Raw genomic sequence first — 23,605 nt, 5'->3', positions numbered from 1 at the left:
AACGGGTCTCTCGCTTGATGTGCTTGCATTCTGCAAAGTGATCGAACGGGGTTTTCAATGTTCAAGACGTCTCATTTTCGCGCTGGCCTTTTTCTGGCTTCAGCTTCCATCATTTCTATGGCTTCAACCGCAATGGCACAGGAAACATCCTCTGCCAAAAAAGACTCGCCTCGGGTTGAAGACACCATCATCGTAACGGGTACACGCCAAGCACAACGCACAGCATTTGGCTCGCTTGCACCTATCGATGTAATTAGCGGTGATGCTATATCAAACGGCGCATCCGAAGACCTTCTCGACACACTTGCGCAAAACGTCCCATCTTTTAAGGTTCAACGCCTGCCAATGGCTGATGGTCAGGTGTTCGTCCGCCCTGCAACATTGCGCGGCCTTTCTCCAGATCAGACACTTGTCCTAGTTAATGGCAAACGCCGCCACCGCTCTGCTTTGCTTGGTGGCAATGGCGCGCAGTCAGCTGACCTAGCCACAATCCCCTCTTCAGCAATCAAACGTATCGAAGTTTTGCGTGATGGTGCTTCTGCGCAATATGGATCAGACGCGATTGCCGGTGTGATCAACATCATCCTGAAAGACGACGCTGGTTTTGGTGGTTTTGCACAAGGCTCTCAATATTATGAGGGCGATGGGAATGCATACCGCCTTGGTGGTCGTGCTGGTTTTGACCTTGCTGGCAATGGTACGCTCGTTCTGTCTGGTGAGTATTTCGACAATGAAATCACATCGCGCTCCCGCCAACGTCCTGACGCCATTGAATTCCAAGAGGCAAACCCAGATGTTGATGTTCCAAACCCTGTTCAAAACTGGGGACAGCCTGAACGCAATGGTTACCGCTTCACTCTAAACTCTGATTATGACTTCTCAACTGCCTTAAGCGGATATTTGTTCGCAACATATGGCGGCGGCGAAGGTCTGTCTGACTTTAACTGGCGTAACCCGACGAGCGGCATTTTCAACACAAGCACAATCTACCCTGACTTCAACCTGCTCGACATCTACCCTGCAGGCTTTAGTCCAGACTTTGGCCAAGAAGACACAGATCTTTCTGTGACAACAGGTCTTAAAGGTGCTGTCGCAAATGATGCGTTATCTTGGGAATTCTCTGTTGGGTACGGATCCAACGAGATTGAATACAATATCTCAAACACGATCAACGCATCACTTGGCCCAAACAGTCCAACATCTTTCTACATCGGTTCATTGAAACAAGACGAACTCAATGTGAATGCTGACTTTGTCTATGTTGTGGACTTTGGACTTGCTGACAATGCAAACATCGCTTTTGGAGCGGAACGCCGTATGGAAACATACACAATCTCTCCGGGAGAAGAAGCCTCATATCTTGTCGGTCCAGCTGCTGCAGAAGGACTCGCATCTGGGTCTAATGGTTTCTTCGGTTTCAGTGAGTCTCAATCGGGTGAATTTGAACAAGAAAGCTACGCCGCTTATCTTGATGTCGAGCTACCATTTACGGACAAGTTTACTTTAGGAACTGCCGCTCGTTTTGAAGACTTCTCAGAATTTGGAAATTCACTGACAGGTAAAATTTCTGGACGTTATGAATTCACTTCTGAGCTTGCCCTTCGTGCAACTGCATCGACGGGGTTTCGTGCACCAACTCCAGGTCAACTTTTCTCAGAACGTAACTCTTCTGGTCTAGACACGACCACATTGGAAGTGTTCACGAACGGACGTTACTCCCCTGTTGGCGCAGTTGCAGCCATCATTAATGAACGTGCTGATGTAGACATCAAACCACTCGATGCTGAAGAATCTATCAACTTCACAGCGGGTCTTGCATACCAAAATGCAAGTGGCATCACAGCCTCTATCGACCTTTACCAAATCGATATTGAGAACCGTTTTGGAACGTCTGCCGGTTATTCTCTCACAGATGAAGAGCGCGCTCAATTGGTTGCACTCAATGTTACGGGCGCGGAAACGATTAGCCGCGTTCAATTCTATCAGAATGATTTTGACACCACTTCAAAAGGCGTCGATCTGGTTTTAGGTTATAAAACAGGTGAGCTGTCGCTTTTAGCTGCTTATAACTATAACAAAACGGAAGTCACAGGCGGAAGCCTTGAAGCCAACTCAACACAAAAGACAGTGTTTGAAGAACGCCTTCCACAACATTCTGCCAACTTCTCAGCAGATTACACACTTGGTGCTTTCGTTCTTGGGTCTAAATTGCGTTATTACGGATCATGGACAGATAGCTCTGGTAATTCTGATGGCGATATCTTCCAAGAATTTGGGGGCCAAGCTTTCCTTGATGTTTCGGCCAAATGGAACATTAACGACACAATGTCCTTCACTGTCGGTGCAGACAATGTGTTGGATACTTATCCAGATGAAGCCACATTCCAAGCTAATCGTGGTCTGATCTATTCGCGTAACGCACCTTATGACACCGATGGTGGTCTATACTATGCGCGTTTCAACTTCGATTTCTAAACGCGTTTCCCCTCAGACAGGTAAAATCCCCTACTGACCCCTGTCTGGCGAGACTATGGGGACATTGAAAAATGTCTCCATAGTTTGCGTTTGGGCGAAATCAATTCAAACAAATCATATACCAAAGATTGACCAGAAGGACGCGTTCAAGATGGAAAACATTCACCGCCGCACACTCCTAAAAACAGCACCTTTAGGAGCGCTTGCTTTTACCTCCGCCTGCCAATCTATATCCAAGACAACTCAAACCAATCAATCAGCATCATCGCCAAATATTCTTGCTAAAGATGAGGCATTCTGGGCCCATATCGCCTCGCAATATGATATGAAACCAGACATTATAAATGTTGAAAATGGTAATTGGGGCGTCATGTCCCGACCGGTACTGAACGCCTATATCGCCCATACTGAGCGGGTAAATCGCGACAATTCATTCTTTTCAAGACGTGAATTCTACGGTGAATTGCGTCCTATTCTTGAAAACCTGGCAACACGCCTAGATGTGTCAACTTCTGAACTGGCCATAACGCGCGGCGCAACAGAAGCCTTATTTAATATCATCAATGGCTTTAACATACTGCAAGCCGGTGACGGTGTGATGATCGCTGATCTAGACTATGATTCAGTGCGAGACGCGATGCGCAATATTGCGAAACAAAACAGATGCGAATTAATAGAGCTTGCACTCCCTGAACCTGCTAGTTTTGACGCAATTATCACGCATTATACCCAAGCATTGGAAAACCACCCCAACACCAAGCTATTGCTGCTTACTCACATAAGCCACCGCACAGGTCTCGCTATTCCAGTGCGGGAGATTACGCAAATAGCGCAAGCACGCGGTGTGCGTGTTGTGGTAGATGCAGCCCATTCATGGGGCCAAATGGATTTTACACTTTCTGAATTGGGTGCAGATTTTGTAGGGCTAAACCTACACAAATGGATTGGTGCCCCGATTGGTGTCGGGCTTATGTATATTCGTGAAGACCGCCTCGCTGAAGTTTCACCCAATATTTGCGCTTCAGATGGCGAACAAGATAAAATCTATGGGCGCGTCCACACAGGCACCAGTAATTTTGCCGCCATACTCACTGTTCCTGATGCCCTCGCTTTCCACGATATGATTGGCCCTAAAAACAAAGAAGCACGTTTAAAATATCTGCGTTCGCTCTGGGTAGATGCTTGCAAGGATAATTCTCGTATCCAGATATTAACGCCTGACGATAACCGCCTTCATGCCGGCATAACTTCTTTTCGTCTAAAGGACATCACAAGCACAACAGGCAACAAAGCGCTCGCTGAACATTTATTGAAAGAGCACAACGTCTTTTGCGTGCACAGAAATGGCATTACATCTGGTAGCTGCATTCGCATAACGCCAAATGTTTATAATAGCCCAGCAGATATGAGTCTCACTGCAAAAGCTGTCATAAAAACCGCGTTAAACTACACGCCATAACGTATCAGACTGTAATGATTGAGTCGTGTAAAATGAGTATGGCCTTCAAATTAGAGAAATTGTATCGTGACAATTTCCAGACCCTTGTGGCATTCGCACGGTCTAAAGGTTGCCTTCCAGATGTCGCTGAAGAAATTGTTCAGGATGCATTTACACGGCTCAATAAATACGAGGCCTTTGATGAAATTGAAAATGAAATCGCATTTTTGCGTACCATTATCGTCAATATAATACGGGACAGATTCCGACGCCACAAAATAACGCCTGTTTTAATTGACTATGAAGACCTAAATGACGAACTTAAAAGCGATGCACCTGGCCCTGAAGCGTCACACATGAGCAAAACACTTCTGCGTCAGACTATGGACGATATCAACGAATTACCCGAGGTTACAAAGCATATATTTACAGCCTACCGCATACAAGAAAAAACCTACCAGCAGATTTCGCAAGAAAATAATATTTCAATATCAATTGTCAGACGACACCTTAGAGATGCAATTGTGCATCTAACGCAGAGACGTGAGCGCCGTGAGCAGAATTAACGAGCCAGAAAACCTTGAAAGCCTCGCATTCGACGAGGCCGCAGATTGGTTGCTCAAAATAGAAGCCGACCCATCAATTGGTGTGAGTGACATTTTCGAAAAATGGCTGATGACTAGTCCTGCAAACCTGAATGCTTACAACAAAGTTCAAGAGACATGGGAAGCAACAGCCTCACTTCATAAAGCATCTGATATACAAGACCTGATCCAACCGATCGCAGCAAATGAGAATACGAAACCGGCTCCGACACGTCGTGGATTACTCATTGGAAGTATTGCGGGACTGGCAGCTTGTCTGGTAGCTAGTGCAATTGTATTTAACGCTTCCACACAAACAGAAATTACCCAGACCTACCAATCAGATATAGGCCAAATTGCTCACTTCACACTGCCTGATAACACCATACTTACACTGGATTCAGATAGTTCTGTTGTTATAAACCAGAATAATAGTGAACGCCGGATCACACTAAATCATGGCCGTCTTTTTGTTGATGTAAGTCACGACAAAAACCGTCCATTCATTGTTGAAGCATCTGAAACAACATTCACAGCACTCGGCACATCTTATAGTGTTTTCAAAAATTTAGATCAAACTTCTCTTGAGGTTTATGATGGCGTTGTACGCTTTCAACAAGGCACGCAAACGCCCCTCACCGCAAAAGCGGGAATGGGCATTCAATCCCAAAATCAGAGCGCACCTCGCATTTATCAGATCAACGCATTGGCAAATAAAAAACCCATGTGGACGGAAGATCGCGTGACATTTGACAATATTGCCTTGTCATCGGCAATTTCTGTTTTTTCTCGCTACACATCTAAAAATATAGAAATTGCTGAGCCTGATTTGCGTGATCACAAAATCAGTGGTGCATTCGCACTGACCGACCTCCCATCTTTTATCCAAAGTGTAGAGCTGATCACCAAATCGCAAGCTATCGAAACAGATGACAACATTACGATTACAAGCAAAAACTGAGACAAGTCTGATTAGCAAGTAAGGGAAAACGTGTACGCGCTTAAATATTTGCCTCTGCTGAAATTTTGCGCATGATATTCGCGCTAATTTCTTCGGGAGATGCATCTATATCCACGCATATTGCACCTTCAGGTAAATCAAATGCCTGCAATTGTGAATCCAGCATGTCATCCTTGAAGAAATGTCCTTTACGCGCACGCAAACGCTCTAGCAATAATGCACGGCTTCCTTGCAGACAGACAAAACAAACCTCAGCTTTAATGTGCTGATTTAACCAATTTCGAACAACATCATTTAGAGCAGAACAAGAGGCCACGCTGTGGCCATCAATTGTATTGATTTCACCCGCCAATTGTTCAATCCAAGCGCGACGGTCATCATTGGTCAATGCTTGTCCAGATGACATCTTATCGACATTCTCTCGAGGATGAAAATCATCTCCTTCTACAAAAGGGACGTCCAATTGCTCTGCTACTAAAGCCCCTATTGTGGATTTTCCTGCTCCTGAAACACCCATAATAATGTACGCTTTGTTCATTTGATCATCCATCAATAACAGCAAGAATGCCCTCACCTCCATCTACAGATATCACCTAAACCAGCCGCATCAACACCCAATTTTTATCCATCTTTAATCACGCGGAAATGGTGAATATCGTAAGGGAAACGCAACGATGACTAGCAAGCACTATCCATAGATGGCACTTGGGGTTAAAGAGATGAAATCACCGATGACAACACAGTGCCTCCCAAGAAGCAAAAATCATGAGACAGACTTTAAAAGATATTTTTGCAGATACCCCGATCATTTCTATTTTAAGGGGCATCACACCTGAAGAAGCACTTGAAATTGGCTCAACGATACTGGATGCAGACATTCCCGTTTTAGAAGTCACAATGAATTCTCCTCGACCGCTTGAAGCCATTAAAATACTGACTGAGAAATATGGCCCATCAAAGCTGATAGGCGGCGGTACAGTGACCTCTGTTAAACAAGTCAGGGACATACACGCCGTTGGAGGCCGCATTATTGTATCCCCCAACACAAATACAGATGTCATTGAAGAAACAAAACGTTTGGGTATGTTCTCAGTTCCAGGATGTTTCACACCTTCAGAAGCATTTGAAGCTTATTATGCAGGTGCGGATATCTTAAAAATCTTTCCATGCGAACTCATCGGCACCGCCGGTATCAAAGCCTTGCGTGCCATCCTTCCTGAAGACGCCCTTCTTGCGGCTGTTGGCGGCATTAACGCTGGAAACTTGGCAGACTTTGTGAAAGTCGGTACGAATGGATTTGGAGTTGGTTCCGCAATCTACACATCGGACAAATCAATAGCAGACATTAAGGCTGGTACAGTAGAGATGGTTTCTTCTGTTCGCGCCGCTTTTCAACATTGACGAAAAACTAGGGATAAAAAAATTGGCACGTATTGTATGTTTTGGCGAAATGCTCCTCCGGCTCAGCTCACCCGCGCGCGAGCGCCTGTTTCAATCAGATAAGCTCGACACAAATTTCGTCGGGGCGGAAGCCAATGTCGGTGTCACACTTTCCCGCATGGGAAATGATGTTTCAATGGTGACTGTTTTGCCAGACAATGCAATTGGTGATGCATGCTGCGATACCCTTCACAAGCACGCGGTCGGAACTAAAAACATCGTCCGCCAAGGTGAGCGAATGGCGATCTATTTTCTGGAAACTGGTGCGATGATCCGCCCCTCTGCCATTACTTATGATCGTAAATATTCCGCATTCTCTCAAGCCAAAGGCGATATTTTTAATTGGAACGAAATTCTTAAAGGCGCAGACTGGTTACACCTTTCAGGCATCACACTCGCGGTGAGCGAAGGCGCACAAAAAGCAAGTCTGGCAGCTGCGCAAGCCGCTCGAAAACTTGGTGTTAAAATTTCATTCGATTGTAATTATCGCCCCTCTCTTTGGACCGGACGAGAAGCTGAAGGCATAAAAATCATCAAAGACGTTGCAGCACATGCCGACTTGATTTTTGGTGGCGATAAAGACGTTCAGCTATTATTTGGTATTTCACGCAATGCTGAAAACCCAACTGTTAGCTTCCAAGCTGCGGCACAGGAATTCTTCAAACACTGTAAACACGTCTCACATATTTGTAGCACAAACCGCACAGTTATTAGTGCCGACTCTAACACTTTAGCTGGATTTATTGCGTCCAGAGATGGCTTCGCCCAGACAAAATCATGGGATTTATTCAACATTGTCGACCGTATAGGTGGTGGTGATGCATTTGCGGGTGGCGCACTTCACAAGCTCGCATCAGGTGCACCGCTTCAGGACATCATAGATTTTGCTGTCGCCACCTCAGCCGTCAAACACACAATTCCTGGAGATTTCAACATCACAACTGAAGCTGAAGTCTCGGCTATGCTGTCCAGCTCTGGCGGTGATGTAAAACGCTAATAAGGTACATATCGTTTTATCTTTAGCTTTTAACTAAACGGCCTTGCGCAAATGCGCAGGGTCGAATGATGCCGCACTGCTCGCGTAATCTTGAAAATTTCTAAGAAACCGCTTTGAGCTTATTAGCGCGAACTTACATCTTAAGAAGCACGACCTTTGAATGACATGTCGTCAATTCTCGTTCTTCTGAATGTGCTGTCGCATACTCTTCTACGATCAGCCACCCACCCTCACAATTAATAAATATATGTAATTACAAAGATTTATTTTTGTTCAAACAGATTTCTGCGCGTGGGTAAGTCAAATACCCCATGGAGAAATATACGCCCCTACTTAACATAAAATCAGATTGATAGTTCAGATCTCAAATTCGGGGAAATGTCTAAATTTATCAATTACGTGCCTAAGCAAACCGCCGATAGAGCGTGCGCGAATATTTTATAGGGAAAGGATTTACTGTTGCAAACCAGAGGGGATTCCAAATGAAACAGTGCTCAATTCTACGTACGATGCTGATGTCAGCCACGACAATCGGTACAGTTGGTTCACTCAGCGCATATGCTGAGCAAGCAACAACTTTAGCAGCAGCAAATGTCGCAGCTGAAGCAGAAGCTGACCTTACACAAGACGTTATCATAGTCACAGGAACGCGCCGCGCTCTTTCCATTCAAGATGTTCCCATCAACATTACAGCTCTATCAGGCGAAGACATCGCCAAAGAACGCATTGATGACATCCGTGATCTTGCAGCATTCACTCCCGGTTTAGCCGTCCTAGATACAGGTCCACGTAGTTCGGGGTCCATCATTCTTCGCGGACTAGGTGCAGATGACACAGGAAGCTTTGGAAGCAATGCTGACAACGCATTGGCCACTTACCTTGGTGAAGTACCACTCTACCTCGACTTCAAACTCATCGACATTGAACGTGTTGAAACGCTTCTGGGTCCACAAGGAACTCTCTATGGTCTGGGAACGCTCGCAGGAGCTATTCGCTACATCCCTGAACGTCCGAATGCAGAATCAATTGAAGGCTATGCTCACTTTAGAACAGCCTATACCGAACACTCTGATGATTTGAGTTTTGTTGGGGATGGAGCGATCAACATTCCGATCATTGAAGACAAGCTAGCATTTAGAACCACGCTTGGAATTTACGACGAAGCGGGTTTCATAGACTATACAAGACTACTAAAAGAGCCTGGCGTTTCTCTTCCACAACAATTTGGCGCTGATTACAGCTTGGGATCAGCTGAATTCATTGAAGAAAATACACGCGTCGATCAAGACGTAAACTACGAAAAAACGATAACATCTCGAAACCAACTTGGTTTTTACCCTACAGAATGGTTGGATTTAAACCTAACTTACGCGTACCAAAAAACGGAAACTGGTGGACGTCAAGCTGTGGGTGACCCAATATTTGGGCTTGGTGATTATGATGCACCTTGGCGCTATCTTGAACCTTCAACACGTGAATCTCAATTGTTTGCGCTTGAAGCAAATGTAGAAGTTGGATCATTTGCAAAAATGGTTGCAACAATTGCCCGCACAGAAGCAACAGTCGATAGCTCAGCTGATGTCACAGACCTTTTGCTGGACCTAGATTATGACTATGAATTGTTCCCAGCATTTTCTGGTTACACAGATTCAGACCAAGAGCGTGAACAACTAAACGCTGAAGTGCGTTTTGTATCTGACCATGGCGGCCCAATCAGCTGGGTTATCGGTGGTTTCTACAATGAACTAAAATTAGACTCGACCTATTTTGAAATTCTTCCTGGTATCGAAAGCGCCGGAGATTACATCCCTTGGTTGGCAGGTCTCTATCGCCCAGATGAAATTGAATACGCCTCTTTTGTGGACAGTACGACAGAAGAAGTAGCCGCATTTGGTGAAGCAACATACCAAATTACAGATAAGTTCCAGATAACCGCTGGTGCACGTTATTTTGAATACACAGCTGAGGTTGAAGGTGGTCAAGCGCTTCCATTGTGGCAAGATTATCCTGAAATCAACTTCCGCAGTCGCGCAGGTGATACTTCTGATGATGGTGTGGTGTGGAAATTCAACTCTTCCTACAACATAACAGATGATGTCATGGTTTATGGGACATATTCAAAAGGATACCGTATCGGTGGTGTAAACCGTGTTGCACCATGTGTGCTACCGCTTCCAGCTGGTCAGAATCTATGTGCCCTGCCTGATGAACTTTCTTATGGTCCAGATGAAACCATCAACAAAGAACTTGGTATAAGAACAACCACTTTTGATGGTAAACTCATTTTCAACATGGCAGTATTCCAAATTGACTGGGAAGGCATTCAGCTAGCTGGTCAAACGGTGAATGGTGCGATCGGTATCACGGTGAATGGTGCAGAAGCTCTTTCAGAAGGATTTGAGATGTCCTTCAAAGCTGAGCCAATAGACCACCTCGTATTCACGGGAAGCTTTGGATATACAGATGCAACTCTAACTGCTGATGTCCCTGGCCTCTTGCAAGACCGTCCAAATGGCAAAGTCGACGTTCTCGCAGGTGACCGCCTACCCGGTTCACCAAAAGAATCTGGTGCGCTTGGTGTTTCTTACATGGTGCCATTGGAAAGCGGCGCTGACATATCCATGCGTTGGACAGCAGCCTATACTGGTGATGTTCTTACACGTGTGGGAGCACGTGCGTTTGGTGAAACTCTACCAGCATATACAACCCACAATGCTGCGATCACTTATGATAAGGATGCTTGGTCATTCTCTCTATTTGCTAGCAACCTATTCGACGAATACGCAATCACATCGGTTGGAAACGACCTCAGCCGTACATTCATCAATGATGATGTGGCATCGCGCTATTACGCACGCAATGTGCTGACACCGCGTAGGATTGGTCTTGAAACAAAATACAGATTCTAATCAGCACCCTTCCTGATTAGAAATGTACGAAAGGCCGTTGTTGAAAAACAGCGGCCTTTCTGATTCAAACGAAAATAAAAACAAGCCAAGCTCGCGCCCAATTTAACCCGACACAGCGATTAAATAGAAATCCCATTTACTGATAAATAAGAGATCACCTCTTGCAGCTGATCTTCATAAGCACGCCACTTCCCCACCGATTTTTGATGTATTGGCTCTCTCACCTGCAAAGAGCTTGGCGTTGCCATAGCCTGCGTCTGCTGATGAAAATTCAAACACTCTTCTGCCCAACTCAATCCACAAAACGCAAGCAATTTACGTGTTTCAGATTCTTGATTACCGGTAAGCTCTTGATAATCCAATTGCAAAATCTGATCTGGGTATTTTTCCTGCCAAAACGCCATCAATCGATCAAAAATAACATAATATCGCGCTGTATTCATCAAATCATATGAGTATCCATAATAACTCGATGTTGTCGCAAACAGATTTTTGTAATTGCTCCAAACTGTATCCATAGGATGACGACGCAGACACACAATTTTAGCTTTAGGCAATGCTTTAGCGATAAAGCCCGCATAGAGAAAATTCATCGGCAGTTTATCAACTAAGACCGCATTTCCTTTTGCGCCACTAAATTGTTTTGAGTGCTTCAGGTATAAAGCACCTATATCATGAGCATTTGCTTTTCCCGCTTGCAATATTGTGTCTCTGTCCAAGATCAAACGCGATGTCGTCTGGCTTGCCCGCTTCACAGCAATTGGCATAGATTGTAGCTCGCCCAGTGAATTTGCATCTGGATGCGCTGATAATATGCGGTCAACCAATGACGTTCCCGTTCTTGGCATACCAACGATAAAAACAGGTGTGTCTTCATGTCGGGCCTGAGTCGATAAATAGGCTTTATCTGCAAAGCACTGCTTTATCACATTTGCATTTTTTTCATCCGTTTCAACGTCAAATTTCAATCTCTGTGTATGCAGTGTATTTGCTGTATTGAGATGATTAAATGCTTTTTCAAATTCACTTAAGTCTTCATACTCCTTGGCGGCAGCATAATGAATGCGAAGCTTTTCAATTGGATCAGTAACAGATGCTATTGCCGCTTCAATCTGCTTGATGTGGTTGGAATTTGGTGTCTGACGTTTTAACGCTGCTAGCCCCAAGTGAGATTTACCATGACAAGGGTTACGCTTCAGAATTTCCTCATATTGATAGCTTGCTTCTTCCGTCTTTCCAAAGAAGCCATAAGTGGCAACGAGATTAAACCTAAAATCAACATTGTTTGGATTTAACGCAACTGCCTTTTCAAACACTTTCTGAGCGGCTTCATGATCACCTAAACGCGCAAACACACATCCAATTGTATCTAGTGTCAGCGCATCATCTTTAACATTTTGGGCCGCAATACGTGCGTAATTTTCTGCTTCGCCTTCTTCGCGCAACATTAAAAGAATGCGTGAAAGATGCGCGTTATATTCAGCATTCTTCGGCGATTTTTGTACGGCATCACGTAGGAAAACCAGTGCTTTTTTGTGCTGGCGCGCCTCTACCAACACAATCCCTTTTAAGAAACACGCTTCGCTATTTTCAGGTTCTGATGCCAGTACTTTATCAATGTAGGACGCACATTCGACCAATTGACCTTTTTTAACAGCTTGCCGGGCCGCCTTCAAATGCTGTGCGTTTAAATCCATTTCCAAGCATTTCCGTTTTTGTAAACCGATTAAATGTCAGCAAAACCAACAACACGCTCAATCATCCAGTAACTACCAATAATCCCAACACCATATAAACAAGCTATACGCGCAGGTCCGGCTGCACCTATACGGCGAAGAACAAAGAAAATAGATACAACCATGATTACGAAAATGAGTTGACCTAATTCCACGCCAAGATTGAAGAATATCAATGCTGGCCATTTCTCGTGCGGCGGCACACCAAATTCGCCCAAAGCGCTCGCAAACCCCAAGCCATGCAAAAGACCAAAAGCTGCAATCAGCACCCCAAACTTAAAGATAGATTGTTCTTGCTGTGATGATTTCACCAATGCTTCACGCGCCACAAACGCAATTGAAAGTGCAATAACTGCCTCAACAGGCGGTATAGACACTTGCACGACATTGAAAAATGACAGCCCCAAAGAGATAGAATGTCCTAGTGTAAATGTACTCACAAGCGCGATTAAATGTCGTCCATTGGAAATCAGACATAAACACAACACAAACGCCAAATGATCCCAACCACCCGCGATGTGAAGCGCGCCTTGCCAGAGGAAATCTTTCATCACCTCAAGTAAAGGCCGTTTAGGTGGTGCTTCACCATCCAACGGTATTGCGATTGCCGATTGCTCTCCGATCAAGCTGATAATTTGGTGCTTTCCACCTAAAAAACTATCAAGACGCGCACCATCCAACGCCCATGGCGCTATTAATTGATCACCTGAGCTCAAAGCCTTTTCACATGTAAATGTGTAGACTAAGTGCGTTCTACGCCCAATTATATTGCTTGTTACCGAAATCTCTCTACAAAAATCTGGATAAATAATTTTTTCTGATACAGCTAAATTCGTCGCAACTTCCGCCGAAAAAACATAAGTCAATTCTGCTTCATCATGCGCAATTTCAAACTCAGCAGATTTGAAAATATCCGCCGATGCAGGTTGCACGATAAGGCAAAGCAAAAACGCGCAAATGCCGAAAAGTTTAATCTTCAATTTCGACATCATATTTCTCTTTTAACTGTTGAATATATGTGTCGAGTGTCTCAACATTTTTTGTGTGCTGATAATCACGTTCTACTTGTTGCTGCACCTCTGAAAACGGCAGAATTTTAGGGTCAAAACGTTCTTCAACGCGCAGCAAATGCCATCCGCGCTGTGTCTGAAAAGGCCCTTCCCAAACGCCATCTGTATAACCGTCAAAGGACGCAGAAATGTCATTTCCAAATATGCTGCGAAGTGCACTTAACCCATATTCAGGGAAATAATCTCCGATCCAATATGTGTCAGCTTCCACGCTTTCCCCAGCATTCAGTTTCACGAGTTTGTCTTCAATATCATCTGGCTTGTCTTCAAAAAACACCTGCCGCACAGAATAGAATTTTTCTGTCGTATAATAATCGAGATGTTCCGTGTAAAATTCGAGCATTTCCTCCGGCGTGGGCGTCGCCGGAACACCTGATATTTTGTATCTTATTTTTTGCAGCAGACTGCTTCGTGTTGTGCTGTCTGTCAGATGAATGCCTTGATCCAACGCCTCTTTAAACAATAATTCTTCGGTTATAAAATCATTTTCGATTTTCTGGATATCAGCTGTTTGGGCCTTACGCCCTTCTAACATCTCAAAATTTTCCACCAGCCGGTCTCGTACCTGCGACGTCAATTTGATCGGTTCATTTGCATTACCTTGAATGATGGCATGCACGATAAAAATAAGCGCTGCGATCAGAAAAAAATATACGGATGAATCTATTTTCAAGCCTTTGAACGTTTTCATACTTCTCTCGACTTTATCTGCATCACGATACTTACTTTTTAAAACGATAGTTAAACTCTAAAACGCCGCTTCATTGAAACGACTTTCATCAATGCATTGAAAGTTAGTCTATTTCATCCATTTCGAAACCTACGTTAAATGACGCATAACTTTTCGTGAGGTGCATTGGTTAGTGTTTAGACGTGAGATCTGATCGAGATTTTGCAGGAATAAAAGGTTTTATGCCTTTCGCATTGTAAAACAGAAGGAAATAATATGCGCACGTCTAGTTTTGGTCGGTTTTTGTCGGCAACAGCCATAAGTGCATTATTGCTCTCTGCGTGTTCAGGTGAAGCACCGAGCACATCTGAATCACCCGCTGCCACAGATGCAAGCACAGTTTCAGTTGGCATCCTGCAATCACTCTCAGGCACAATGGCGATTAGTGAAATCACCGTCAAAAATGCTGAGATGCTCGCAATCGAAGAAATCAACGCAGCCGGTGGCGTCTTAGGCACGCAAATCACAGCAATTGTAGAAGATGGCGCATCAGACCCAGCTTCTTTCGCGCAAAAAGCATCCAAACTTATTGAAAATTCAAACGTTGTGACAGTCTTTGGTGGATGGACATCCGCCAGCCGCAAAGCCATGTTGCCTGTCTTCGAACGCACAAACAATCTTCTTTGGTATCCTGTTCAGTTTGAAGGCAATGAATGTTCACCAAACATCATGTATTCAGGCGCTCAACCAAACCAGCAAATCCTGCCTGCTTTTGAATGGGCCGTCGAAGCTGGATATGAAAACTATTTCCTCATCGGATCTGATTATGTCTTCCCCCGCACAGCGAATTTGATCGTTAAGAAACATATTGAAGACAAAGAACTATCACTCGCTGGTGAAGCATATGTTCCATTGGGCGGCACAGATTTCTCTGGTGTTATCGCAAAAGTACAAGCCGCTAAGCCAGACATTATTTTCAACACGCTAAATGGCGATAGCAATGTCGCATTCTTCAAACAGCTAAAAGCAGCTGGGATATCTTCAGCCGAAACACCCATCATGTCTTTCTCCATCGGAGAGCAAGAAGCGCAAGCCATGGGCCCTTCCCTCGTAGAAGGCAGTTACGCAACTTGGAATTATTTCCAATCGTTAGAAACAGCTGAGAACAGCTCATTTGTAGATGCTTACAAAGCTAAATTTGGAGCTGATGCTGCGATCACCGACCCTATGGTTCACGGATATCTCAATGTATATGCTTGGAAGGCTGCTGCGGAAAAAGCGGGGACATTTGACGTTGATGCAGTGCGTAAAGCCGTTGTTGACCTAGAAGCCTTCAGCACACCAATGGGCATGGTTTCCTTTGCAGACAACCAGAGCCTCGTTCAAAAAGCGCTCATTGGTAAGCTTGATGCCAGCGGTCAATTTGAAATCATTGCAGATTCAGGAGATGTCATCTCCCCTGAACCATATGATGCACTGACATTCCCCGGCAAGGTTTGTGAACTTTAGTTTCATCATCAAATTGGAACAGGCCTGATGGACTCCTTTGCACTGATATCAAACCAAATTTTCAACGGGTTTAGCGTTGCTTCTATCTTTCTATTAGCAGCGCTGGGCTTGGCGCTTAGTTTTGGCCTCATGCGTGTTATCAACATGGCGCATGGTGAGATGTTGATGCTAGGAGGCTATTTCGCCTTTCTAACGATGCAGATCATTCCCGGTGGAATGGGACTGCTCGTTGCCCTCCCTGTTGCCTTTATCGGGGCAGCTGCAACAGGCGGACTGTTACAAACCACCCTCATCTCTCGGCTCGCAAAACGTCCACTAGATACTTTGCTGGCGACATGGGGCGTCAGTTTAATCCTCCAACAAGCCTCACGTGACATATTCGGCGCGATCGGTGTTGAAGTCCAAGCTCCAACTTGGTTAGATGGCGGTATTCAAATTACCGAAGGTATATTTGCTGGTGTATCTCTTCCAGCAACCCGTCTTTTCATAATCGCAGTCGCAATCCTCGTCCTTATCGGACTAACCCTTATTTTCCGCCATACGCGTATCGGATTGCTCATTCGCGCCGTTAATCAAGACCGCATGATGGCAGCAGCCACCGGCATTGAAGTTAAACGTGCTGATTTGATTATTTTCTGCCTTGGATCAGGGATAGCCGGACTGGCCGGCGTCGTTCTAGCCATCCTTGGCCCTGTCACACCAAGCGTCGGACAAAGCTATATCGTCCCTGCCTTCCTCGTCGTGGTTATGGGTGGTTTAGGCTCAATAGCCGGGACAACAATAGCCGCTTTAATGTTAGGTCTATTTTCAGCACTCGCTCAAATTTATGTCGATGTATCCATGGCTCAAGTCCTTTTGCTCGTCTTCGTGATCGTCTTCATCCAATTTAGACCACAGGGTGTCATCGCCCAGAAATCCAGAGCGCTCGATGTTTAAAACTATTGATGACAATGCCAGAGCCCGCATTGCGCGTTTCTCTAAGATAATGAACCAAAACCCGCATATTCAAACACTTGTGAAATATGCGCCTTACATATTACCCGCCATCATTCTACTAGCGGCTATCGCGCCCTTTCTATTGTCAGATTACGACCTCAACCTGCTCGGCCGTTTTCTTTCCCTCTCAATCCTCGCACTTGGCTTGGTTTTGATATGGGGACATGGCGGGATCCTCAGTTTAGGTCAGGGTGTCTTCTTTGGTTTGGGAGGCTATGCAATTGCAATGCACCTAAAACTAGCCGACCTTGCATCAGGTGAACTTCCCGATTTCATGGTATGGAGCGGCATTGAAACACTCCCCCTCCTCTGGCAACCCTTTCAAAATCCTATTTTCACATTGTTTGCTATCATTTTGGTTCCAGGCATATTTGCGGCGCTCTTTTCATGGCTTGTCTTCAATCGCCGTGTCAGCGGAACCTATTTTGCACTCATCAGTCAGGCGCTCGCACTTGCTTTTGCAACGCTTTTGGTCAGCCGTCAGGATTGGACAGGCGGTTTTAACGGGCTTACAAATTTCTCCACACTTCTTGGCCAGCCCCTATCTGCTGCATCTATGAATTATGCAATTTACTGGGCAACGCTAATCATTTTATGCCTGTGTTTCTTAGGCCTGAAATGGCTTTTATCATCCCAATTTGGAGTAATGCTACGTGCCAGCCGTGACGGCGAAAACCGTGTACGATTTCTAGGATATAATCCCACCCCTATCAAAGTATTCGCCTTTAGCATTGCCGCAATGCTTGCAGGTATGTCTGGGGCGTTATTCACTCTACATGCTGGCAATATCTCGCCTGCTGCTGTAGGCGTAATTCCATCTATTGAGATGATCATATGGGTCGCCTTAGGCGGACGATTTAGTCTTATTGGTGCCATAGCTGGAACGATATTAATCAATGTCTCAAGAGATCGCATTTCCAGCGCCTTTCCTGAATTATGGCTCTATTTTATTGGTGCTCTTTTCGTTCTGTCAGTGACTTTTTTGCCCAAAGGTTTGGCAGGTTTATTTGAAAAACTAACAACGAAAGAGAGGGATGCATCATGACCAACCGCCCTCTCTTAAGTGTCGATGGTGTCACTGTTGATTTTGACGGATTTAAAGCGCTCAATAGCTTTAGCTTCATCCTCAATTCAGGTGAAACCCGTGTTGTGATTGGTCCAAATGGCGCTGGAAAATCGACACTCTGCGACACGATAATTGGCCGTGTTCGTCCCGCTGAAGGCCACATCTATTTTGAAGATGTCGAAATCACCAAAATGGCCGAACAAGACATTGTGCGCCAAGGTATTTGTCGAAAATTTCAAGCCCCAGGCGTTTTACCAGAACTAACAGTGTCACAAAATCTAGAGCTTGCCGCACAACGCAAATATCAATGGTGGAAAAGTCTTCGCCAAGGTGTCTCAGCAGAAACACGTACAATTGTTGAAGACATGCTTGAACGTATTGAGCTTACCCATCGCAAAAATGAACCAGCAGGTCTTTTATCCCATGGCGAAAAACAATGGCTGGAAATCGGGATGGTTATCGCCACCGGTGCCAAGCTTCTTCTACTAGATGAACCAACCGCAGGCATGGGACCAGCAGAAACCCGCCGCACAGCCGAATTAATCAAAAGTCTAGGCGACAGCCAGACAGTGCTAGTCATTGATCACGATATGAGTTTCGTTGAGCAATTAAATGCCAGCGTCACGGTCATGCATCAGGGGAAATTCCTATTTCAAGGTGATATTGAAGCTGTCCGACAAGATGAAAACGTCGCTGCTGTCTATTTAGGGAAATCAGCGTGATGTCTCAAAACCCAATTCTTCAATTACAAAACCTATCCGCCGCTTATGGGCAAAGTCAGGTTTTATGGGACATTGACCTTAACCTATTACCAAATCAGGCGATGGGTCTGATTGGCCGCAATGGTGTTGGCAAAAGCACGCTGTTGCAAACCATTATGGGTACACACAAAGTGCATGGCGGTACTGTCATTTTCGATGGAAATGACGTGACGAGTTTGCCGGCGCATTTACGTGCACGAGCCGGTATCGCCATCGTCCCGCAAGGTCGTCATATTTTCCCTCATCTAACTGTCCTAGAAAACCTTGAAACTGGGCTTTCAGCGCGTGGCGACAGAGGCAATGGAAAGCTTCCTGAATACATCTTTGATCTATTCCCAAAACTCAAAGATGTAAGATCTCGCAATGGTGGCTTTCTATCGGGCGGCGAGCAACAACAATTAGCCATTGGCCGTGCCCTCGCCGGATCTCCCAAATTGCTTTTGCTAGATGAACCCACAGAAGGAATTCAACCTAATGTCGTTCAACAAATTGAAGCTGCCATTCATACCATTAAAACTGAATTGAAAGTTTCGGTACTCATGGTCGAGCAGCGTATTGAAGTTGTCTGGAATATTGCTGATCAATTTACGGCCATGCAGGAAGGCAAGATAATACTTCAAGACGATATCGCGAATATGTCCGCAGAAGATGCCTCCAACATCGTTAGAATTTAAACACTAACGCGCGACTCCCTCGACACTATTTTTAACCATCCAACGCACGCACGGCACAGGCGGTTGCTGCTGCGCGTGTTTCTACACCCATTTTTTCAAAGACATGTTCAAGATGTTTATTGATGGTACGCGGGCTAATTCCCAGAATATCACTAATCACACGGTTGGGTTTTCCAAAGCTTACCCATAGAAGAACTTCAGCTTCTCTCTGCGTTAAATTGAATTGCTGGCTCAACCTCTCGGCTTCCGCCCCCTCTCTCACTTCCTTTAAACGCAAGATTATTTCATCAGTCGTTCCTAGGCTTACGGTCAACACTTCTATAATACCTGTTTGCGTTTCAATTTGCCGTGAATTACCCGGTGCCAACCCTTTTTGAACTACAATTTTCCTAAGAACTTCAGGTGCATATGTCTCTTGAAGAGTCCAACTCTTATCCAGTTCCAGTATCAGCTTTTCAGCTTCTGGTGTCGTCCACAAAATCTTACCATTGCTATCAATCGCCATCATATAACGACCAATCGCATCAAGTGCACCGCGACTAGATTGAGACTGTCTTGCATTTAACAAATGCACTTTTATCCGCGCAAGTAATTCGTCAATTACAACAGGCTTTCGTACGTAATCAACGCCGCCAGATTCCAGTGCGTCAACAACATATTCACTCTCTAATAAACCCGTCATAAAAATAACAGGCACAGTGGAGAGAGAAGATCTACGCTTTAATTGACGTGTCGCTTCAAATCCGCCCATTCCCGGCATAACCGCATCCATAAGTATCAAATCTGGAACGAAATTCTCCAACATTTCCAAGGCTCTCTCCCCTGAAGTGGCTATATGCACACTCAGTTGAACGCCCTCTAAGGTATCGGTGAGAAATTGTAGAGACTCGATATTATCCTCCACGATGAGAATTTTTTCATTGGAAAAAGCATCAACCATTTGATTTCTTCTTCGCCTCCACACTGTTTACTATTTCCGACAAATCAAAATGGCTCAGACATTGTTTTAAATGTCTAACCCATTCCGGATCACAAAATTTATCCGCTTCTAGATGTTCAATCCCTTTGCGAACGCCGCTTATATGTCCTGAACGTGCAGCAATCAGAATATCTTCCACCACCAAAAGCGAAGCCGCACTCAAAGCGACCTCAACGTCGTTTCCAATTGGGGGGATGCTTTCCTCAGTTTTAGTCTGTGGATGAACATCTGCTTGAACGTTTTTACGTTTATTCAGTGCCAATAAAAGCGAGTCAAAATTGAAAGGCTTGGGCAAGAAAATTTCATGCAAAACATGTTGTGGATCATGCGTTTTCGCGCTTGAAGCATCCGCTGAAATCATCGCAATAAATATGCGTTGGCCAAACATGTCACGCAGCGCTGAAGCCGCATCCCATCCTGAACGGCCCGGCATATTTACATCTAGCAGCGCAAAATCAGGCGAATAGGATGGCGCAATCGCAATTCCTTCATCCACATTTTGACACGTAACAATATCATAACCCATTGGCTCTAAAAAGCTTTTTAGAATAGTCAGTTGATTGCTATCATCATCAATAATGAGAATTTTCTGACCAGCTCCCATCTGACTTTCAAATGATATGGTTTTGGTGCGGTCTATCTCTTCTTGCATTGGCTGCGACAACATCAATTTGATGGTAAATTTCGCACCTTTTCCAAGCTTACTTTCTATTGAAATATCGCCGCCCATCACATGCGTAAGCGCACGAATAATCGCCAACCCTAAGCCTATTCCTGGATTGGCAGTATCAACACGCTCAAAAGGCTCGAAGATGCGCTCATAATCCTTTGGATCAATACCTACGCCGCTATCGGAAATTTCAAATCGCGCTATCTGATTGCGATAATGCACGTCAAAATTAACTTCACCGTCAGGCGTGAACTTGATCGCATTAGACAGTACATTGATCAGTATCTGACGCAGACGCTTGGGATCAGAACGAACAAATTCCGGCATCATACCGTGTGTATTAAAATTGAATTTTAATCCCTTAGACACAGCACTTGGACGCAACATAGCGACAATATCATCCAAAAATCCGGGGAAACGAATTAACTCGCGTTCAAGCTTGATCACCCCCCCTTCGATTTGAGAAATTTCCATCAACCCGTCCACAAGGTCTGTCAAATGCTCAGAACTACGCCGAATGTAGCTTCCTGCTGATTTGGCTGATTTTACACCGCCTCTCTCAAGCAGTTGAGAATATCCATATATAGAATTTAACGGCGACCGTATCTCATGACTAACACTGACCAGAAAACGACTTTTCGCATTGTTCGCGGCTTCCGCTTCTACTTTTGCTTTTTGAAGCAACCCATCCGTTTCATTGTGGGCTTCAATTTCTTCGAGCAATTTTGACATGTGAAACTCAGTTTCACGAAATGCAGACTGTCGACTTTTATGCGCTAATATAACAATCCAAACAGTGACTCCCGCAATCAAGGAAAATACAATAAATACCGAACGTATAAGCCCCTGAGACTGACTAGGCATTGACTGGTTCCATCCGCCGTTAAACCAGTAAATCAAATACAATACCCCTGCCAATGCCAGCATTGTCAGACACATCAACATTACAAATTGGCCGATTGTTGAATTGAGATATTTTACCCAATGTATCGGAAGATATTTCTCAAAAAACCCTGTTACTTGCTGATCTAATCGACTGTCTTTTTTACACATGTCTTGGCATCGCACTTCCAAAGTGCAACACAATGAACAAATGGGTGCATGAAACATTGAGCAATGCACCATGTCATTGGATTGAAATGTATTTTCGCAAATTGTACATTTCACTCTTCCCTGATTTTCAGGCAAACTTGGTTCACGTGCGAGATAGAATTTTCCTTTGGTCGCAATCGCAATTATTGGTGCCGCTATAAATGCAACAAGCAGTCCAATAAAAGGTGAAAAAGCTTGAGCGATCTCGCCTGCAAAGCCCATATAGGCAAGGCCCGACATCAATACAGACAACCCCATTGCGCCGACGCCAACAGGGTTGATATCGTATAGATGACCGCGCTTAAATTCTATGCCTTTTGGAGACAAGCCCAAAGGCTTTGAAATTACGAGATCAGCGACAAGCGCTCCAATCCACCCAGCGGCAAGGTTCGCATAAAGAACCAAAACACGGTCAATCGCAGCGAAAATTCCAATTTCCATCAGAAGCAATGCCAAAAGGACATTGAAGACAAGCCATACAACTCGCCCGGGGTGAGAATGGGTTAGCCGAGAAAAGAAATTCGACCAAGCTATGGAGCCCGCATATGCGTTCGTCACATTGATTTTCAACTGACAAACAATCACAAAAATGCCAGTCACAATTAGTGCAAATTCGGCACTGGTGAACATGTCTGTAAAAATAGTACGGAACATTGCTGTTGGACTAGACGCATCTTGTACGCTACCGCCATCTTGCAATACATAAACAGCTAGGCAAGAGCCCAAAAGCAATTTGATCCCGCCTACAATTGTCCAGCCAGGACCACTGATCAACAGCCCCGCCCACCATTTCAAACGGTTCTCTTTTTTATGGTTCGGCATAAATCGCAAATAGTCAGCTTGCTCACCTATTTGCGGCAAAAGGGATAATAAAGTTGAAAATGCCAGACCAAACAAATAGAGGTTCATTCCACCTTCATTCGTGAGGCCACCAAAATTTTGCCATTGATCCAGAGCGTCCCCGCCTTTCCATAGAATGAAAGCAATGGGTGCTATCTGAAGAATAATCCAGATCGGTTGGGTCCAGACCTGAAAGCGCGTGATCGAGCTCATGCCGAACAAGGCAATCGGAATGACCAATAATGTACTTATAATGTGTGCAAGACTTAAATGAATGCCAAGCATTGCCTGAATGGCAACAGACATAATGCTCGCTTCAACTGCAAACAGTAAAAATGTAAAAGACGCATAGATGAGAGATGTGATCGTTGATCCAAGATATCCAAACCCAGCGCCGCGCGTAAGCAGATCAACATCCAAACCTTCTTTGGCCGCATAATATGCGATAGGCAGCCCGATCATAAACATAAGGACAACGGCTGAACAGATAGCAGCCACGCTGTTTTGGAACCCGAAACTCAACGTGATACTTGCGCCGATTGCTTCACATGCTAGAAATGCAGATGCACCAATCGCTGTGTTTGCAACGCGCCCTGCTGTCCATTTACGCGCACGGTCAGCCGTATAACGCAGCGCAAAATCTTCCATGCTTTGGCTAGCTACCCATTTATTATACAGGCGCTTTTCGCGGACGATATATTCGCTATTTTTCACAGAAATTCACGTCGTGATATCATA

General features: G+C 44.8%; 18 protein-coding genes. 12 read left to right on the top strand and 6 right to left on the bottom strand.

Features of this window, described 5'->3' with window-relative positions:
- The first annotated feature begins 57 nt into the window (after positions 1-57).
- From AC5EF3_RS05700 to AC5EF3_RS05685, 4 genes are all read left to right on the top strand, one after another.
- Entirely contained in the window at positions 58-2,475 is a 2,418-nt protein-coding gene (locus tag AC5EF3_RS05700; RefSeq protein WP_493547354.1) for a TonB-dependent receptor plug domain-containing protein, read from the top strand.
- Between the two features lie 151 nt (positions 2,476-2,626).
- Positions 2,627-3,934, top strand: coding sequence for an aminotransferase class V-fold PLP-dependent enzyme (locus AC5EF3_RS05695; protein ID WP_493547353.1), 1,308 nt, complete (start codon positions 2,627-2,629; stop codon positions 3,932-3,934).
- A gap of 32 nt (positions 3,935-3,966) precedes the next feature.
- On the top strand, positions 3,967-4,479 hold the full coding sequence (locus tag AC5EF3_RS05690; RefSeq protein ID WP_015828533.1) for an RNA polymerase sigma factor: 513 nt from the start codon (positions 3,967-3,969) through the stop codon (positions 4,477-4,479).
- Positions 4,466-5,458: a FecR family protein gene (locus AC5EF3_RS05685; protein ID WP_493547352.1), complete on the top strand. Its 993-nt coding sequence runs from the start codon at positions 4,466-4,468 to the stop codon at positions 5,456-5,458. Before AC5EF3_RS05690 ends, AC5EF3_RS05685 begins: the two co-directional genes overlap by 14 nt.
- Positions 5,459-5,498: 40 nt before the next feature.
- On the opposite strand, the gene AC5EF3_RS05680 is transcribed toward AC5EF3_RS05685, so the two are convergent.
- Positions 5,499-5,996: a gluconokinase gene (locus AC5EF3_RS05680; RefSeq protein ID WP_493547351.1), complete on the bottom strand. Its 498-nt coding sequence runs from the start codon at positions 5,994-5,996 to the stop codon at positions 5,499-5,501.
- Positions 5,997-6,223: 227 nt separating this feature from the next.
- On the opposite strand from AC5EF3_RS05680, the gene AC5EF3_RS05675 reads away from it, so the two are divergent.
- From AC5EF3_RS05675 to AC5EF3_RS05665, 3 genes are all read left to right on the top strand, one after another.
- Positions 6,224-6,859 carry a 2-dehydro-3-deoxy-6-phosphogalactonate aldolase gene (locus AC5EF3_RS05675; protein ID WP_493547350.1) on the top strand — a complete coding sequence of 212 codons (636 nt, stop codon included), beginning with the start codon at positions 6,224-6,226 and terminating at the stop codon, positions 6,857-6,859.
- A 22-nt stretch (positions 6,860-6,881) separates the two neighbouring features.
- Positions 6,882-7,895 (top strand): sugar kinase, encoded by a 1,014-nt coding sequence (locus AC5EF3_RS05670; protein ID WP_493547349.1) that lies wholly within the window; start codon positions 6,882-6,884, stop codon positions 7,893-7,895.
- Positions 7,896-8,377: 482 nt separating this feature from the next.
- Complete coding sequence (locus tag AC5EF3_RS05665; protein ID WP_493547348.1) at positions 8,378-10,804, top strand: TonB-dependent receptor; 2,427 nt, start codon at positions 8,378-8,380, stop codon at positions 10,802-10,804.
- Between the two features lie 119 nt (positions 10,805-10,923).
- On the opposite strand, the gene AC5EF3_RS05660 is transcribed toward AC5EF3_RS05665, so the two are convergent.
- Genes AC5EF3_RS05660 through AC5EF3_RS05650 form a run of 3 tightly spaced genes read right to left on the bottom strand, consistent with a single transcriptional unit; the run spans position 10,924 to position 14,301 of the window.
- Entirely contained in the window at positions 10,924-12,501 is a 1,578-nt protein-coding gene (locus tag AC5EF3_RS05660) for a tetratricopeptide repeat-containing sulfotransferase family protein (RefSeq protein WP_493547347.1), read from the bottom strand.
- A gap of 29 nt (positions 12,502-12,530) precedes the next feature.
- Positions 12,531-13,529, bottom strand: coding sequence for a HupE/UreJ family protein (locus tag AC5EF3_RS05655; RefSeq protein WP_493547346.1), 999 nt, complete (start codon positions 13,527-13,529; stop codon positions 12,531-12,533).
- Entirely contained in the window at positions 13,510-14,301 is a 792-nt protein-coding gene (locus tag AC5EF3_RS05650; RefSeq protein ID WP_493547345.1) for a peptidylprolyl isomerase, read from the bottom strand. Before AC5EF3_RS05650 ends, AC5EF3_RS05655 begins: the two co-directional genes overlap by 20 nt.
- A 255-nt stretch (positions 14,302-14,556) precedes the next feature.
- Between AC5EF3_RS05650 and urtA the strand changes: the two genes are divergently transcribed.
- From urtA to urtE, 5 genes are read left to right on the top strand one after another with little or no spacing between them, the layout of a single operon-like run.
- Positions 14,557-15,789, top strand: coding sequence for an urea ABC transporter substrate-binding protein (gene urtA, locus AC5EF3_RS05645; RefSeq protein WP_493547344.1), 1,233 nt, complete (start codon positions 14,557-14,559; stop codon positions 15,787-15,789).
- Positions 15,790-15,816: 27 nt separating this feature from the next.
- Positions 15,817-16,725: an urea ABC transporter permease subunit UrtB gene (urtB, locus tag AC5EF3_RS05640; RefSeq protein ID WP_493547343.1), complete on the top strand. Its 909-nt coding sequence runs from the start codon at positions 15,817-15,819 to the stop codon at positions 16,723-16,725.
- Entirely contained in the window at positions 16,718-17,830 is a 1,113-nt protein-coding gene (gene urtC, locus AC5EF3_RS05635; protein WP_493547342.1) for an urea ABC transporter permease subunit UrtC, read from the top strand. The genes urtB and urtC overlap by 8 nt, the downstream gene beginning before the upstream one ends.
- A complete protein-coding gene (gene urtD, locus AC5EF3_RS05630; protein WP_493547341.1) occupies positions 17,827-18,573 on the top strand; it encodes an urea ABC transporter ATP-binding protein UrtD in 747 nt (248 codons plus the stop codon). Before urtC ends, urtD begins: the two co-directional genes overlap by 4 nt.
- Entirely contained in the window at positions 18,573-19,286 is a 714-nt protein-coding gene (urtE, locus tag AC5EF3_RS05625; protein WP_015828545.1) for an urea ABC transporter ATP-binding subunit UrtE, read from the top strand. The genes urtD and urtE overlap by 1 nt, the downstream gene beginning before the upstream one ends.
- Positions 19,287-19,317: 31 nt before the next feature.
- Here the strand turns inward: urtE and AC5EF3_RS05620 are convergent, their stop codons facing one another.
- Both AC5EF3_RS05620 and AC5EF3_RS05615 read right to left on the bottom strand, forming a co-directional pair.
- Positions 19,318-20,226 carry a response regulator gene (locus AC5EF3_RS05620; RefSeq protein ID WP_493547340.1) on the bottom strand — a complete coding sequence of 303 codons (909 nt, stop codon included), beginning with the start codon at positions 20,224-20,226 and terminating at the stop codon, positions 19,318-19,320.
- Complete coding sequence (locus AC5EF3_RS05615) at positions 20,219-23,581, bottom strand: hybrid sensor histidine kinase/response regulator (protein ID WP_493547339.1); 3,363 nt, start codon at positions 23,579-23,581, stop codon at positions 20,219-20,221. The genes AC5EF3_RS05620 and AC5EF3_RS05615 overlap by 8 nt, the downstream gene beginning before the upstream one ends.
- Positions 23,582-23,605: the final 24 nt, after the last annotated feature.

This window comes from Hirschia sp. (assembly GCF_058892565.1).
Note: the sequence above shows the minus strand (reverse complement) of the source record. Positions and strands in the feature narration are given on the sequence as shown.

Coding starts and splice junctions, on each gene's coding strand:
- AC5EF3_RS05675 (WP_493547350.1), top strand. CDS start 6,224: ATGAGACAGACTTTAAAAGATATTTTTGCAGATACCCCGATCATTTCT.
- urtC (WP_493547342.1), top strand. CDS start 16,718: ATGTTTAAAACTATTGATGACAATGCCAGAGCCCGCATTGCGCGTTTC.
- urtD (WP_493547341.1), top strand. CDS start 17,827: ATGACCAACCGCCCTCTCTTAAGTGTCGATGGTGTCACTGTTGATTTT.
- AC5EF3_RS05655 (WP_493547346.1), bottom strand. CDS start 13,529: ATGTCGAAATTGAAGATTAAACTTTTCGGCATTTGCGCGTTTTTGCTT.
- urtB (WP_493547343.1), top strand. CDS start 15,817: ATGGACTCCTTTGCACTGATATCAAACCAAATTTTCAACGGGTTTAGC.
- AC5EF3_RS05665 (WP_493547348.1), top strand. CDS start 8,378: ATGAAACAGTGCTCAATTCTACGTACGATGCTGATGTCAGCCACGACA.
- urtE (WP_015828545.1), top strand. CDS start 18,573: ATGTCTCAAAACCCAATTCTTCAATTACAAAACCTATCCGCCGCTTAT.
- AC5EF3_RS05660 (WP_493547347.1), bottom strand. CDS start 12,501: ATGGATTTAAACGCACAGCATTTGAAGGCGGCCCGGCAAGCTGTTAAA.
- urtA (WP_493547344.1), top strand. CDS start 14,557: ATGCGCACGTCTAGTTTTGGTCGGTTTTTGTCGGCAACAGCCATAAGT.
- AC5EF3_RS05690 (WP_015828533.1), top strand. CDS start 3,967: ATGAGTATGGCCTTCAAATTAGAGAAATTGTATCGTGACAATTTCCAG.
- AC5EF3_RS05700 (WP_493547354.1), top strand. CDS start 58: ATGTTCAAGACGTCTCATTTTCGCGCTGGCCTTTTTCTGGCTTCAGCT.
- AC5EF3_RS05680 (WP_493547351.1), bottom strand. CDS start 5,996: ATGAACAAAGCGTACATTATTATGGGTGTTTCAGGAGCAGGAAAATCC.
- AC5EF3_RS05650 (WP_493547345.1), bottom strand. CDS start 14,301: ATGAAAACGTTCAAAGGCTTGAAAATAGATTCATCCGTATATTTTTTT.
- AC5EF3_RS05695 (WP_493547353.1), top strand. CDS start 2,627: ATGGAAAACATTCACCGCCGCACACTCCTAAAAACAGCACCTTTAGGA.
- AC5EF3_RS05620 (WP_493547340.1), bottom strand. CDS start 20,226: ATGGTTGATGCTTTTTCCAATGAAAAAATTCTCATCGTGGAGGATAAT.